Annotated in this window: 13 protein-coding genes; 10 read left to right on the top strand and 3 right to left on the bottom strand. The window is 68.3% G+C overall.

Translation table 11 applies throughout. The features are described 5' to 3' along the window. From RJ03_RS11130 to RJ03_RS11115, 4 genes are all read left to right on the top strand, one after another. On the top strand, positions 1 to 1,168 hold a 1,168-nt coding region (locus tag RJ03_RS11130; protein WP_036500968.1), incomplete at its 5' end, for a GuaB1 family IMP dehydrogenase-related protein. Positions 1,169 to 1,501: 333 nt separating this feature from the next. Beyond that, on the top strand, positions 1,502 to 2,884 hold the full coding sequence (locus tag RJ03_RS11125) for a hemolysin family protein (RefSeq protein ID WP_036500995.1): 1,383 nt from the start codon (positions 1,502 to 1,504) through the stop codon (positions 2,882 to 2,884). Then, positions 2,877 to 3,941: a hemolysin family protein gene (locus RJ03_RS11120; RefSeq protein WP_036500966.1), complete on the top strand. Its 1,065-nt coding sequence runs from the start codon at positions 2,877 to 2,879 to the stop codon at positions 3,939 to 3,941. The genes RJ03_RS11125 and RJ03_RS11120 overlap by 8 nt, the downstream gene beginning before the upstream one ends. After that, a complete protein-coding gene (locus RJ03_RS11115; protein WP_245552244.1) occupies positions 3,938 to 4,837 on the top strand; it encodes a 3-methyladenine DNA glycosylase in 900 nt (299 codons plus the stop codon). The genes RJ03_RS11120 and RJ03_RS11115 overlap by 4 nt, the downstream gene beginning before the upstream one ends. Before the next feature lie 16 nt (positions 4,838 to 4,853). Here RJ03_RS11115 and RJ03_RS11110 read toward each other — a convergent pair whose 3' ends face one another. Both RJ03_RS11110 and RJ03_RS11105 read right to left on the bottom strand, forming a co-directional pair. Next, positions 4,854 to 5,327 (bottom strand): nuclear transport factor 2 family protein, encoded by a 474-nt coding sequence (locus tag RJ03_RS11110; RefSeq protein WP_036500964.1) that lies wholly within the window; start codon positions 5,325 to 5,327, stop codon positions 4,854 to 4,856. 58 nt (positions 5,328 to 5,385) lie between these two features. Next, entirely contained in the window at positions 5,386 to 5,760 is a 375-nt protein-coding gene (locus tag RJ03_RS11105; RefSeq protein ID WP_245552243.1) for a DUF8021 domain-containing protein, read from the bottom strand. A 256-nt stretch (positions 5,761 to 6,016) separates the two neighbouring features. Here RJ03_RS11105 and RJ03_RS11100 point away from each other — a divergent pair, with 256 nt between their 5' ends. From RJ03_RS11100 to RJ03_RS11090, 3 genes are all read left to right on the top strand, one after another. Beyond that, positions 6,017 to 7,594: an LVIVD repeat-containing protein gene (locus tag RJ03_RS11100; RefSeq protein WP_036500960.1), complete on the top strand. Its 1,578-nt coding sequence runs from the start codon at positions 6,017 to 6,019 to the stop codon at positions 7,592 to 7,594. Further along, positions 7,595 to 8,242 (top strand): DUF305 domain-containing protein, encoded by a 648-nt coding sequence (locus tag RJ03_RS11095; protein WP_036500958.1) that lies wholly within the window; start codon positions 7,595 to 7,597, stop codon positions 8,240 to 8,242. Between the two features lie 164 nt (positions 8,243 to 8,406). Further along, entirely contained in the window at positions 8,407 to 9,120 is a 714-nt protein-coding gene (locus tag RJ03_RS11090) for a hypothetical protein (protein ID WP_036500956.1), read from the top strand. Between the two features lie 27 nt (positions 9,121 to 9,147). Here RJ03_RS11090 and RJ03_RS11085 read toward each other — a convergent pair whose 3' ends face one another. After that, positions 9,148 to 9,744: a TetR/AcrR family transcriptional regulator gene (locus RJ03_RS11085; RefSeq protein WP_036500954.1), complete on the bottom strand. Its 597-nt coding sequence runs from the start codon at positions 9,742 to 9,744 to the stop codon at positions 9,148 to 9,150. A 97-nt stretch (positions 9,745 to 9,841) separates the two neighbouring features. Between RJ03_RS11085 and RJ03_RS11080 the strand changes: the two genes are divergently transcribed. The 3 genes from RJ03_RS11080 (at position 9,842) to RJ03_RS11070 (ending at position 14,333) form a co-directional block, all read left to right on the top strand. Next, the gene (locus RJ03_RS11080) at positions 9,842 to 10,921 is read left to right on the top strand and encodes a hypothetical protein (RefSeq protein ID WP_036500953.1); all 1,080 of its coding nucleotides are present in this window, start codon (positions 9,842 to 9,844) and stop codon (positions 10,919 to 10,921) included. 298 nt (positions 10,922 to 11,219) lie between these two features. Continuing rightward, positions 11,220 to 13,403 (top strand): malate synthase G, encoded by a 2,184-nt coding sequence (locus RJ03_RS11075; protein ID WP_036500952.1) that lies wholly within the window; start codon positions 11,220 to 11,222, stop codon positions 13,401 to 13,403. Positions 13,404 to 13,577: 174 nt separating this feature from the next. Then, complete coding sequence (locus RJ03_RS11070) at positions 13,578 to 14,333, top strand: NAD(P)H-dependent oxidoreductase (RefSeq protein WP_036500992.1); 756 nt, start codon at positions 13,578 to 13,580, stop codon at positions 14,331 to 14,333. The last annotated feature ends 42 nt before the right edge of the window (positions 14,334 to 14,375 follow it).

The following is a 14,375-nucleotide window of genomic DNA, read 5'->3' as shown; positions in this document are numbered from 1 at the left end:
GAGCCGTTCGCTCACCGCCGACACCCCCGTCACGCTGGGGCCGGATCATTCGGTGTCGGACGCGCTGGCGCTGATCCACAAGCGCGCCCACCGCGCCGTGGTGATCGTCGAGAACGACAAGCCGGTCGGTGTCGTCACCGAAGCGGCCTGCGCTGATGTGGACCGCTTCGCCCGGCTGCGTACCGTCGCCGACGCCGATTTCGTCAGCGCCGCCGCCACCGCCTCGCCGCGCGAGATCTTCGACCGGCTCGAGGCGGCCCATGCCGGTCTCGCGGTGCTGGTCCACGACGACGGCACCCTCGCCGGTGTGGTGACCCGCACCGGCGCGGTCCGCGACGGTATCTACACCCCCGCCGTGGATCGTCACGGCACACTGCGCATCGCGGCCGCGGTCGGGGTGAACGGCGATATTCCGGGGAAGGCGAAGGCTCTGGTCGACGCCGGCGCCGACGTCCTGGTCATCGACACCGCCCACGGCCATCAGGAGAAGATGCTCGAGGCGTTGCGCGCGGTCGCCGATCTGAAACTGGGTGTGCCGCTGGTGGCGGGCAATGTGGTGTCCGCGGCCGGAACCCGCGACCTGGCCGAGGCGGGGGCCGACATCGTCAAGGTCGGTGTGGGCCCGGGCGCCATGTGCACCACCCGCATGATGACCGGCGTCGGCCGCCCGCAGTTCTCCGCGGTCGCCGAATGTGCCGCGGCGGCAAAGGATCTCGGCGTGCACATCTGGGCCGACGGCGGCGTCCGTCATCCCCGTGACGTGGCGCTGGCACTGGCCGCGGGCGCGTCGAACGTGATGATCGGCTCCTGGTTCGCCGGCACCTACGAATCGCCCGGCGATCTGCGCGTGGACCGCGACGGCAACGCCTACAAGGAGAGCTTCGGCATGGCCTCCAAGCGCGCCGTGGCCGCCCGCACCGCCGCCGACAGCGGATTCGACCGCGCGCGCAAGGCGCTGTTCGAAGAGGGCATCTCCTCCTCGCGGATGCGGCTGGATCCGGAACGCCCCGGCGTCGAGGACCTCATCGACCACATCTGCTCCGGCGTGCGCAGCGCCTGCACCTACGCCGGCGCCCGCACGCTCGCCGAACTGCACGAGAAGGCGGTGCTCGGCGTGCAGTCGGCCGCCGGTTTCGCGGAAGGACGCCCGCTGCCCTCGGGGTGGTGAGGCTCACCCACGCGGACGGCGGGCCAGGAGGAGCCCGCCACACACCGGGCGTCTCCGCGGCCGCCGCGAGCCGATTCGCCGCGCCGCAGGGGGCGCGGCGCGCCGTGCCGCTCGGTCGCCGCGGGGATCCCGGTAACATAGGCTGTGCCGACCGGCGGGGACTGCTCCGCCGACCGGCATTGCGTTTTTGTTCGGCTCGTCCACTTGCGAAAGGAACCAGTTGTCACCCGCGTCCGAGGGCGCCACACAGGAGGGCTCCTCTACCGAGCCGGGTGACCAACCCGGCGCCTCCGTCTCCGCAGATCCTCCGTTACCCGGTGGGCGGTGCCGATCGTGTCCGTAGTGCTCACCATCGTCAGCCTGCTGGGATTCATCGCGCTCACCGCGGGCACGGCGATCTTCGTCGCTGCCGAATTCTCGCTCACCGCACTCGAGCGCAGCACCGTCGAGGCGCACGCCCGCGAGGGTGACCGTCGCGCCCGCCAGGTTCGCCACGCGCATCGCACCCTGTCGTTCCAGCTGTCGGGCTCGCAGCTCGGCATCACCATCACCACCCTGGTCACCGGTTATATCGCCGAACCCGTGCTGGCCCGGCTGATCGAGCCGATCTGCACCGCACTCGGCGCCGGCCCCGGGACCGCACAGGGCATCTCGCTGGTGATCGCCCTGGTGCTCGCGACCTCGCTGTCGATGACCTACGGCGAGCTCGTCCCCAAGAACATCGCGATCGCCAAACCGCTGACCACCGCGCGGTGGACGGCAGGTCCGATGATCGTGTTCACCACGGTCTTCTCCTGGCTGATCAAACTGCTCAACGGCGCCGCGAACTGGGCGGTGCGCCGGCTGGGCATCGAACCGGCCGAGGAATTGCGGTCGGCACGCTCACCTCAGGAACTGGGCTCGCTGGTGCGCACCTCCGCCATGCGCGGATCGCTCGATCAGCGCACCGCCCTCGTGGTGGACCGCTCGCTGCTGTTCGGCGAGCGCAGCGCCGAAGACCTCATGACGCCACGGGTGAAGATCGAAACACTGGATCAGAACGACACCATCACCGATCTCATCGCCGCCGCCGGCCGCACCGGACTGTCGCGTTTTCCGGTCATCGACGGCGATCTGGACAACACCCTCGGCATCGTGCACGTCAAACAGGCGTTCCTGTATCCGGGCGCGCAGCGCGGCACGATCGCGCTGTCCTCGATCGCGCGGCCGGTGCCGATCGTGCCCGCCAGCCTCGACGGTGACACCGTGCTGGAACGGGTGCGCGCCGACGGGATGCAGCTCGCACTGGTCGTCGACGAATACGGCGGCACCGCGGGCCTGGTGACCATGGAGGACATCATCGAGGAGATCCTCGGCGACGTCCGCGACGAGCACGACGAGGAGGAACTCGACGTGCGCCGCACCGCCCTGGGCTGGAATTGCTCCGGCCTGTTGCGCATCGACGAGGTTTCCCGGGCCACCGGCTACGACGCGCCCGAGGGTGAATACGACACCCTCGGCGGACTGGTTCTGACCACCCTGGGCCGGATCCCGGTGGCCGGCGACGAGGTGTTGCTGCCCACCCCCAGCTCGACCAACGGGCACGGGATGCAACCGCATACCCACGGCGGCTGGCTGGCCCGGGTGGAACGAATGGACGGACGGCGCATCGACCGGGTGCTGATGCAGCCGGTGGACGCCGATGCGGTGACGACGTGGGAGCTCAGCCATGGGTGATCTGTTCGGACTGTTGCTGACCGTCGTCCTGCTCGGCACCAACGCCTTCTTCGTCGGGGCCGAGTTCGCGCTCATCTCGGCCCGCCGCGACCGGCTGGAAACCCTTGCCGCCCAAGGCAAACGGGGAGCCTGCACGGTGATCGGCGCGGCCGAGCATCTGTCGATGATGCTGGCCGCCGCCCAGCTGGGCATCACCATCTGCTCGCTGCTGCTGGGCCGCATCGGCGAACCGGCGATCGCACATCTGCTCGAGCGTCCGTTCGATCTGGTCGGCGTACCGGATCAGCTGCTGCATCCGGTGGGATTCGCGCTGGCCCTGGGGATCGTGGTGATCCTGCACATGCTGATGGGCGAGATGATCCCGAAGAACATCGCCTTGGCCGGGCCGGAGCGGGTGGCGTTGCTGCTGGTTCCGATCATGCTGTGGTGGCTGCGCCTGGCCCGCCCGCTGATCGGCCTGTACAACCTGGCCGCCAATCTCACTCTGCGTGCACTGCGCATCGAGCCCAAGGACGAACTCGACGCGACGGTGTCGTCGGTGGAGCTGGCGGAGATGATCGGCGAATCCCGCTCGGAAGGTCTCATCGACGAGGAGGAGCACCGCCGCCTCACCCAGGCGCTGGGCACCACCGACCGCATCGTCGCCGATGTGATGGTCCCGCTGGCCAAGACGCGGTGTGTGCCGCTGCGCGGTGACGGCACCACTCTCGGCGATATCGAATCCGCGGTCGCCGAAACCGGCTTCTCCCGCTATCCGGTGCGCGCCACCGACGGCTCGCTGGTGGGCTATCTGCACGTCAAGGACGTACTGGACAAGGTGGCCGACGATTCGGCCGGACCGTCGACACCGATCCCGCGCACCGATATCCGGCCGCTGCCGACGCTGAGCATGGGCACCACGCTCTACGAGGCACTGGCCCGGTTGCGCCGCACCAGCAGCCATCTGGGCCGGGTCATCGACACCCGCGGCAACACCGTCGGCATCGTCGCGCTCGAGGATCTGGTGGAAGAGTTCGTGGGCACCGTGCGCGATGCCACCCACCGGGTGGCGGAATGACCGTGGACGCGACACCGGCGGTGCAGGGGCTTCGGGTCCTGCCGCCGGACCGGTGGCGGGCCCGGGCACAGGCGCATCGGGAACGGGTCGACGAGATGGTCGGCCCGTACCTGCGCCAACGCGCCCACGGCGGCACACATCCGGTGATCGACTTCCTGTTCACCTACTACGGCCACAAACCGGCCCAGCTGCGCCGCTGGCATCCGGGTTTCGGCGTGGCGCTGGCCGACGCCGAGGAGTACGCGCAGCGCCGCGGCTATCACCGGGTCGAGACGCCCGGCGGACCGGTCCATACCGCCGGCCCGGCCTTTCTCGACCGCCGCCGCGACACCGTGGAATTCGTCGCGGCCCTGCTGTCGGCGACCGCGGACCGGCCGGCGCACCTGTCCTGCTTCGGATTACACGAGTGGGCGATGGTCTACCGCAGCGACGACGTGCGCCACCGGCAGGTCCCGCTGCGGCTCGGACGTGCCGGAACCGACGCCGTGGTCGATTCGATGTCGTTGCGCTGCACGCACTTCGACGCCTTCCGCTTCTTCACCCCCGAGGCCGCGCCGCGCAATACCGAACAACTCACGCGCGAGGACCAGGCCCGCCGGGAACAGCCCGGCTGCCTGCACGCGGGCATGGATCTGTACAAATGGGCGTTCAAACTGGTGCCGCTGATCGATTCCGATCTGCTGCTGGACTGTTTCGCCCTCGCCTGCGCGGCCCGCGAAATCGATATGCGGGCCAGTCCCTACGACCTCACCGACTACGGCTACCAGCCGATCGCCATCGAAACCCCCGGCGGCCGTGCGGAATACGTCCGCGCTCAATCCGAGCTGGCCCGGCGGGCGCAGCCGCTGCGCACCGAACTGCTCGGCCGCTGCCGGGCACTGCTCGCGTCGTTCTGACCGTGCGGTGAGCGGCTCAGCTCGCGCGCCGGATACTCAATTCCGCCGTGGCGTCGTAGATCCACGACATATCCGCCGCCGCGAAATCCGCCAGCCAGGTGGACGGCGCCGCCGAGGTGAGCGTCTCGAAGTTCCAGTAGTCCTTCCACAGCGAGACGCGCCCGTCGCGCACGCGGTGCACCGAGACGAAGGGCAGTTCGGCGCGCTCGCCGGTCGGCCACACCCAGGTTTCGGAGTGCTCGTAGATCACGTCCGGCCCCTCGGCGACCAGCAGACCGTCGTGATTGGTGTATTCGGCCAGCCCCGCCAGCCCGATGCGCAGGCGCTTGACGGTGTCGGCGGGTCCCTTCGCCGCCAGCGTGGGACCGGTCGGCACGTCGAGGTAGATACAGTCCTCGGTGAGCGATGCGGCCACCGCGTCCCAGTCGCGCCGGGCCAGTGCCGCCCACAGCCGCAGCACTACCGCCCGCGGTTCGTCGTTGTCGGACATACCTTTTCCTCGCTCTCCGGTTGGGTTCCGGTGCTTTCCGATCCCGCGCCGCGCGCGGTCACACCACCGGGTCGATGGTGGCGTTGATGGTATGGATGGTGCCGTCGGGAATGACGAAGGTCTCGGTGATGTCGACGGTCATCAACCGCACTCCGGCGACACCGGAGTCGAGCAGATAGCGTGCGGTCACCACATCACCGCATTCGGTCATCCGCAGATCGCGAATATCCTGAATTACCGAATATTGGACGCCGTGATTCAGCTCCTGAGTAAGCTGCGGCCCCGAATAGCCCGTTTTCAGCCCGGCTTCGACCCGGGTGGCGTCCGGCGCTAACGGCACGGCACTCGCATCGTGTGAAACCAGCGCGTCGATATATGCGCGGGCGACGGCCTGCCGGGGCGTATCGGCCGGATTCGGTGCTGCCGCAGCCATTCCCACTCCGGCGTTCAACGCGGCAGCCACCGCACCCGATATGACTGCAACGTGTTTCATTCCCATGCGCAGAGTTTGTCTCACGTGTTGCTGCGGCGCAACAGCTCGGAGCACCCGGACCGCTTTCTCCGAAAACCGACCCGATGAGAAGGTGGCTGAGCTACCGTTTCGATGCGTTGTCCGCAACCGGTGGTACCGACTATCTCGGCGGCGGTGACGCCCAGCCCGTTTCACTGTGGAAAGTGGGGGTCCCGCAATGGCGCGGAGCTCTGGCAGACGCACGCCCAAACCACTCATCGCCGCGGCCGCCGCCGTACTCGCCGCCGCGATCCTGCCGGTCGGCGGCGCATCAGCGGATCTGCAATCCGATATCGCCACCCAGGTACAGGAATTCCTCGATATCGGCAAGGTCGCGGTGCCCCCGGCCGACTGCGGTCCGGGTTCGCGACCGGAAACCGGTATGCAGGGCGACGTTCCGGCCGCGGACCGCGCCTCCGGTCGCAGCACGCAGGGCTACACCTGCAATATGTCGTTCGTCGGCGGATATGCCGGGCACGGCGCCGGCATCACCTCGACCACCTACGATCACTGCTCCTACACAGGCTCGTTCTTCCCCGGCGATCTGCTCGGTCCCGCACAGGGCGTGCAGGTGATCGACGCCTCCGACCCGGCGCATCCGGTGTTGAGCACCACCCTCACCGAACCGGCGATGATGGCCGGCACCTGGGAGAGCCTGAAGGTCAACACCGCACGGAAACTGCTGGTGGGCACCGGAGTTCCGTTCCTCGAGGGCACGGGCTACCTGTCGGTCTACGACATCTCCGACTGCGCGCATCCACGACTGCTCAACCCGGGACCCGGCACCAACCTGGCCATGCCCCTGCCCATCACCACCCACGAGGGCGGCTTCTCCCCCGACGGCCGCACCTACTGGGCCTCGGGCATCGCGCCCGGATTCGTCAGCGCGGTCGACCTCACCGATCCGGCGAACCCCCACGTGATCTGGCAGGGGCTCACCGGCATCGAGGCGCACGGCTTCGGCATCAGCCCCGGCGGCAACCGCATGTATCTGTCTGCACTGGGCGGATTCACCGTGCTCAATATCAGCGCGGTGCAGCGTCGCGATCCGAATCCGCAGGTCAACCACATCGGCCGGGTGTTCTGGACCGACGGCTGGGCGACCCAGCACAGTGTGCCGGTCAGCTACGACGGCACGCCGTATCTGTTCACCGTCGACGAGGCGGGAGCCGGCGGGGTGAAACTGGTCGACCTCTCCGACGAGAACAACCCCAAGGTCGTCGAGAAGATCAAGTTGCGGATCGATCTGCCGGAGAATCAGGACAGCATGCTCGCCTCGTCGATGGGCGGGTCGGTGTTCTCCTACGATCCGCACTACTGCGCGGCCGACCGTCCCGAGAATCCGACGGCGCTGGCCTGCGGATGGGAATCGTCCGGCATCCGGGTATTCGATGTGCGCGATCCGTTCCGGGTGCACGAGATCGCCTACTTCAATCCCCCCGCCCGCACCGGACAGAATCTGCAACTGTGGAATTCGCCGCACGCGCTGGGTTCCCTGATCGGACCGCCCGCGCTGGAAGGGTTTTCGGTGGCGCGCGCCATTCTGGACGGCAAATTCGATCCGGCCCAGGCCTTGTCGCCACGCACCGGGATGCTGGCCTTCGGTGACGTGTCCTCCGACTGGTGTTTCGCGCCCCCGGAATGGCACGGCAGCCAGCTGTGGACCTCCTGCAACGACAACGGATTCATGGTGCTGCAACTGGACAACGACGTGTATTCACCACCCGCCGACCAGCAGTCGATCGTGGGGTCCTAGATGTCGCGGTGGCTACGCTGGGGATCCTACGCGGCGGTGGCGTTGATCCTGCTGGTGATCGGCGCCGCGCTGCGTCCGGTCGTCCTGCCCGAGAAGCACACCGCCGCACCGGTTCTCGATGCCACCGAAATCGGGTTCGCCCAGGATATGACGGCTCATCACCAGCAGGCGATCCAGATGGTGCAGCGCCTGGATCCCGGGGTGGATCCCCAGGTATCGCGGCTGGCGCAGCAGATCGACCAGTCACAGCGGGTGGAGATCGGCACCATGCTCGGCTGGCTGCGTCTGGCGAACGCCGCTCCGGCAACGGACCGGCCGATGGCCTGGATGACCGCGGATACGACTGCGGCTCACCATCATTCGATGAGCCCGACGTCCACTGCCGCCTCGCCCGGTATGCCGGGGATGGCGACCATGGCCGAACTGGATCGGCTCTCGGCCGCTCGCGGCCGCGATGCGGAAGTCCTGTTCCTGCAATTGATGTACCGCCACCACCAAGGCGGTATCGCGATGGCTCGCGCCGCCGATCAACAGATCGCCTCCGGTCCGGTGAAGGAGCAGGCCCGGGCCATGCTCGTCGCCCAGAGTCAGGAGACCGGGTTGATCGCGCTGATGCTGAACCAGCGTGGGGCACAACCACTGCCCTAGGCTCTTCCCGCGCGGCGCAGGGGCACACCACTGCGGTGTCCGCCGCGTCGGCGACCCTACGAGACGGCCGGTGGGCCGGAGTGACTTCCCCGGCCGGCGCAGGTTTGTCGGTGGGTGCCGCTATGGTCGCTGGGGCGGCACACAATCGAGAGGTTCGGACGCGCATGACTGTCGGTACGGCGATCACCATTCCCACGCATATCCACGGTTATCCGGATCTGGCGTTCGGCGGGTATGTGGCTGGCCTGCTCGCCGATCGTGTCGGTGGTGAGGTGCGTGTCGACTTCCGGCGCGGTGTTCCGGTGCGGACGCCGGTGCAGATCACCGATACCGAATCGGGCAGCGTCCTCACCGATTCCGACGGCACGGTCCTCGCCGAGGCGAGTCCGGGCTCGGTGGAATTGGCCGTCACGCCGCCACCCACGTGGGAGGACGCGGTCGTCGCGTCACGGGATTCGTTCGCCGCGGGGCGTGCCATTCCCGACTGCTACGGCTGTGGCACCACGAACACACCGGGCCGGGGCCTGCGGCTGTATCCGTGGCGGCTGCGCGACCAGGACCTCGTCGCGGCCGCCTGGATTCCCGATGCCGAATTGGCCGGGCCCGGTGGACATCTGACCACGGAGAACATCTGGTCGGCCGTCGACTGCCCCGGCGGCTGGGCCGCCATCGAACTGTCCGGCATGTCGCCCGGGGGCGTCACGGCCGCCCTCACCACCCGTCGCATCGGGCCGGTGCGCGCCGGGGAGAAATACCTCGTGTGGTCCTGGCCGATCGCCACCTCCGGACGCAAACACACTGTCGGCGTGGCCATTTCCACGCCGAAAGGCGATCTGCGCGTCCTGGCCGAAGCGCTGTGGATCGAGCCCCGGCAGTAGCGTTGCTTCCGTCTCCCGGTCGTTCGCCTACTCTCGGGCGCCCGCCAGACTGCGGTAGGCGGCAGCGTAGGAATCCGGGCGGACGTCGCCCATGAGCAGGTACTGCTGCAGGAACCCCATCATCGCGCCGAGCATGATCTGGGCCAGCGCATCGATATCGGTTGCCGCGGAGAGTAATCCGGCCTCGCGGGCGCGCACGAGCAGCTCCCGCCAGGCGGCCCGGACTTGCGTCAGCCGCTCGCGGACGATCCCGGCAACCGCCTCGTCCCGCCCTGCCTCCGCCCACGCCTGCACCGCGACGCGCGGAATATCACCGCCGCGGGCCAGATCCGCTATCTGCCCGAGAACCGACTCCAGCGCGTCGATCGGCGCCACCGGCGTTTCCCCTTCGGTGAGCCGCGCCAGATTCGCGGTCATCCGGCCGAGCACGGAATCGGCGATCGCGCGGATGATGTCGTTCTTGGATGCGAAGTAGCCGTAGACCGCCCCGGCCGACATCCCCGATTCGGCGATGACCGCGGACATCGTCGTCTTGTGGAATCCCTCGCGGGCCACACACCGCACGGCGGCGGCGATGAGCTGGTCGCGCCGGGCGTTACGACGCTCTTCGGTCAGTCGCGGCATCACCGCATCATAAAAAGAACGTTCGTTCTTGACAATCTCGGCGCGCCCGGCGCATGCTCGAAACACAAAAAGAACGTTCCTTCTCTTTGGAGTTGCGATGCGACCGTCGCCCGCCACCGTTCTCGGACCGGTTCTGGCCCTGTCCGCCCTCATCACCGTGCTGGTCACCGCCTTCGCCTGGCCGACCAGCAACCTGGCCCCACGCCATCTCCCGGTCGGCGTGGCCGGCCCGGCGCCCGCCGTCGAACAGGTACGCCAGGGCCTCGGCGCCCTCGGCGATTCGGCGATCGACGCCACGACGTATCCCGACCGCCCCGCGGCCGTTCAGGCCATCGAGGATCGCGACATCTACGGCGCCATCGTGATGGGCGCGAACGGGCCGGAGGTGCTGACGGCCTCCGCAGCCGGTCCTGCGGTCGCCCAGGCCCTGAGCGAGGCCGCCCGGAGCATGAGCCAACGGATGCAAACCCCTGCGCCACAGCTGAATTCCGGGCAGTCGCAACAGCCCAGTCCTGCCGCGGGCCAACCCTCGACTACGTCGCAGCAACTGTCGCCGGCTCCGGTGGTCACCGATGTGGTCGCGACGCCTCCCGCCGACCCGCACGGCGCGGTCTTCGGCCTCACCTTGGTCCCCATGGTCATCGGCGGTCTGCTGACCGGCGCCGCACTGTCGCTACTGCCCCTGGGCCGCACCGCCCGGATCGGCGCGGCCGTGGCCGTCGCACTCATCGCCGGATTCGCGGTCACCGCTGTACTGCACACCTGGCTCGACGTGCTGACCGGGAATTATCTCGCCAACGCCGGAGTGGTTGCCCTGGCAATCGGCGCGACCTCCCTGACACTTCTCGGCCTGCGCGCCGCGCTCGGCCTCCCAGGGCTCGGGTTGGGTGCGGCAACCTTTGTCGCACTGGGCATTCCACTCTCCGGCGCCATGTCCGCGCCGGAACTGCTGCCGACCGGCTGGGGCACCCTGGGAACCCTGCTTCCGCCCGGCGCGGCCGCCACCGCCCTGCGCTCGACCGCCTATTTCGGCGGCTCGGGCTCGGCAGCGGCGCTGGCGGTGCTGAGCTGCTGGACTGTGGGTGGACTGTTGCTGGCGACTCTACCCCGGCGCACCCGCCACCTTCCTGAGCAGGCGCTCGACGCCGCACCCACGCAGCTCGCCCGGACGACGTGATGGACCCCGCTCGCCAACCCGGCCCGTGGCCATCGGTTGCTTGTCGGGCGCCTTCGCAGTGCCCCGCAGCGTGACGAACCCGCCGCACAGCTACCGACATCCCGGATCGCCGCTTGTCGACGCCTCGCGGGCCTGCCGAATTTCCGGGCCGGATGCCGACCCGGGGCACCCGACCGCAGTTGTGGCCCAGGATACAATCGGGCCTGCTCAATCGATGCCGACCGCGACCGTGCAACTACCCACGGGTAACATGACAGGCGTACTTTTTCCATCCGGCTTTCTCGAAATGAGGCAGTAGATGACAGAGCGGATTCAGGTCGGCGGGCTCCAGGTGGCCAAGGTTCTTCACGATTTCGTGGAGAACGAGGCGCTCCCCGGCTCCGGCGTAGATTCCGCCGCGTTCTGGACCGGTGCGGAGAGCGTCATCAACGACCTCGCTCCCCGCAACCGCGCCCTGCTGGCCGAACGCGACGAGATCCAGGGCAAGTTGGACGCCTGGCACGCCGAGAACCCCGGCGCCGGCTACGACAAGGCCGCATACAAGCAGTTCCTCACCGAGATCGGCTACCTGCGCGAGCAGCCCGCCCCCTTCGCCATCGACACCCAGAACGTCGACGACGAGATCGCCACCACCGCCGGCCCGCAGCTGGTCGTGCCGGTGAGCAACGCGCGTTTCGCCATCAACGCCGCCAACGCGCGCTGGGGCTCGCTCTACGACGCGCTGTACGGCACCGACGCCATCTCCGAAGCCAACGGCGCGGAGAAGGGCACCGGCTACAACAAGGTCCGCGGCGACAAGGTCATCGAGTGGGCGCGCAACTTCCTCGACGACGCCGTGCCGCTGATCACCGGTTCGCACGTCGGCTCCAAGGCCTACAAGATCGTCGACGGCGAACTCGAGGTCACCCTCGAGGACGGCACCGACATCGGCCTGGCCGATTCCTCGGCCCTGGTGGGCTACCTGGGCGATCCGTCCGCGCCGAGCTCGATCCTGCTGCGCCACAACGGTTTGCACATCGACATCCAGATCGACCCGGAATCGCCGATCGGCAAGACCGACGACGCCGGCGTCAAGGACGTCGTGCTCGAGTCCGCGGTCACCACCATCATGGACTTCGAGGACTCGGTCGCCGCGGTCGACGCCGAGGACAAGGTGCTCTGCTACCACAACTGGCTGGGCCTGATGAAGGGTGACCTGGCCGAAGAGGTCAGCAAGGGCGGCAAGACCTTCACCCGCACCATGAACCCCGACCGTGTCTACACCGGCCTCGACGGCAACGACGTGACGCTGCACGGCCGCTCGCTGCTGTTCGTGCGCAACGTGGGCCACCTGATGACCTCCGACGCGATCCTCGACGCCGAGGGCAACGAGGTGCCCGAGGGCATTCTCGACGGCCTGATCACCTCGCTGATCGCGGTGCACTCGCTCAACGGCAACGCCAAGGTCAGCAACTCGCGGACCGGCTCGGTCTACATCGTGAAGCCGAAGATGCACGGCCCGGACGAGGTCGCCTTCGCGAACGAGCTGTTCGGCCGTGTCGAGGATGTACTGGGCCTGGCCCGCAACACCCTCAAGGTCGGCATCATGGACGAGGAGCGCCGCACCACGGTCAACCTCGCGGCCTGCATCGCGGCCGCGAAGGACCGCGTGGTCTTCATCAACACCGGCTTCCTGGACCGCACCGGCGACGAGATCCACACCTCCATGGAGGCCGGCGCGATGATCCGCAAGGCCGAGATGAAGAAGCAGCAGTGGATCCTCGCCTACGAGGACTGGAACGTCGACAACGGCCTGGCCGACGGACTGCAGCACAAGGCGCAGATCGGCAAGGGCATGTGGGCCATGCCGGATCTGATGCACGACATGCTCGAGCAGAAGATCGGCCACCCGCGCGCCGGCGCCACCACCGCGTGGGTCCCCTCCCCGACCGCCGCCACCCTGCACGCCACCCACTACCACCTGGTGGACGTGTTCAAGCGGCAGGCCGAGATCGCCAAGGGCGGCCCCCGCGCCACCGTCGACCAGATCCTGGAGATCCCCCTCGCCACCGACACCAACTGGTCGGCCGAGGAGATCCGCAACGAGCTGGACAACAACTCGCAGTCCATCCTGGGCTACGTGGTCCGCTGGATCGATCACGGCGTCGGCTGCTCCAAGGTGCCCGACATCAACGACGTCGCACTCATGGAAGACCGTGCGACCCTGCGTATTTCGAGCCAGCTGATGGCGAACTGGCTGCGCCACGGCATCGTCACCGAAGAGCAGATCGTCGAGAGCCTGGAGCGGATGGCGCCCGTCGTCGACCGGCAGAACGCGGGCGACCCGGCCTACAAGCCGATGGCCCCCGACTTCTCCGGCAGCATCGCCTTCCAGGCCGCCAAGGAACTGATCCTCGAGGGCGCCTGCCAGCCCAACGGCTACACCGAGCCCATCCTGCACCGCCGCCGCCGTGAGGCGAAGGCGCTCGCCGCGAAGGGCTGATCCGAGACTCGTCGCGACTCTGTCGCGGCGAACTCGCCCGACATCGCAACCCCGGTCGTCGTCGGCGACCGGGGTTGCGCCATCTCCGGGATCGACGTGTCGAGGTCGATCCTCGGCGCCGCCGAGCGCTCCGGCTCGGGAATGCGTGGCGGCATCGAACCGTTGTCGGCACATATGCGAATTCTGATCGTGTACGCGCATCCCGAACCCGATTCGCTCACCGGCGCTCTCAAAGATGTTGCGGTACACCACCTCCGCGCTAGCGGTCACGAGGTGGTGGTCAGTGATCTGTATGCGATGGGGTGGAAGGCGCAGGCCGATGCCGCCGATTTCGGCGAGACCGGTGCGGACACCTTCATGCAGGCCTCCGGCGAGGCGTACAGCAACGGCACGCTGACCGCCGATATCACGGCCGAACAGGACAAACTCCGCTGGGCGGAGGTGGTGCTGATGCACTTTCCGCTGTGGTGGTACTCGATGCCGGCCATCCTCAAGGGCTGGGTGGACCGGGTGTTCACCAACGGCTTCGCCTACGGTTCGGGCAGCACCGCGCTGCCCCGATACGGCGCGGGCGCGCTGAGCGGGCGTCGAGCCATGCTGGTGGTATCCATCGGCGGACGTGAGCCGGCCTATTCCGAGCGCGGCATCAACGGTCACATCGACGACCTGCTCTTTCCCATCCACCACGGCATCCTCTACTACCCCGGTATGGATGTGCTGCCGCCGTTCCTGGTCCACGGCACCATCCGGGTCGACTCCGAACGGTTCGCGGATATCGCCGCCGACCTGCGCGAACGGCTGAGCCGGATCGAGACGATCGAACCGATTCCCTACCGCACCCAGGCCGGTGGCGACTACGACCGCAGCCTGCGACTGCGCGACGATCTGGGCCACCGCGCGATCGGGTTCGGGCTGCATCGCGCCGGCTGATTCGGGACGCCGGCGTGGCTGAGCGCACACTCGCAGGTCGCG

This window comes from Nocardia aobensis NBRC 100429 (genome assembly GCF_000308375.1).
In the GTDB taxonomy this organism is placed as follows: domain Bacteria; phylum Actinomycetota; class Actinomycetes; order Mycobacteriales; family Mycobacteriaceae; genus Nocardia; species Nocardia aobensis.
The sequence above is the reverse complement of the archived record's forward strand: the minus strand, read 5'-3'. Positions and strand labels throughout refer to the sequence as shown.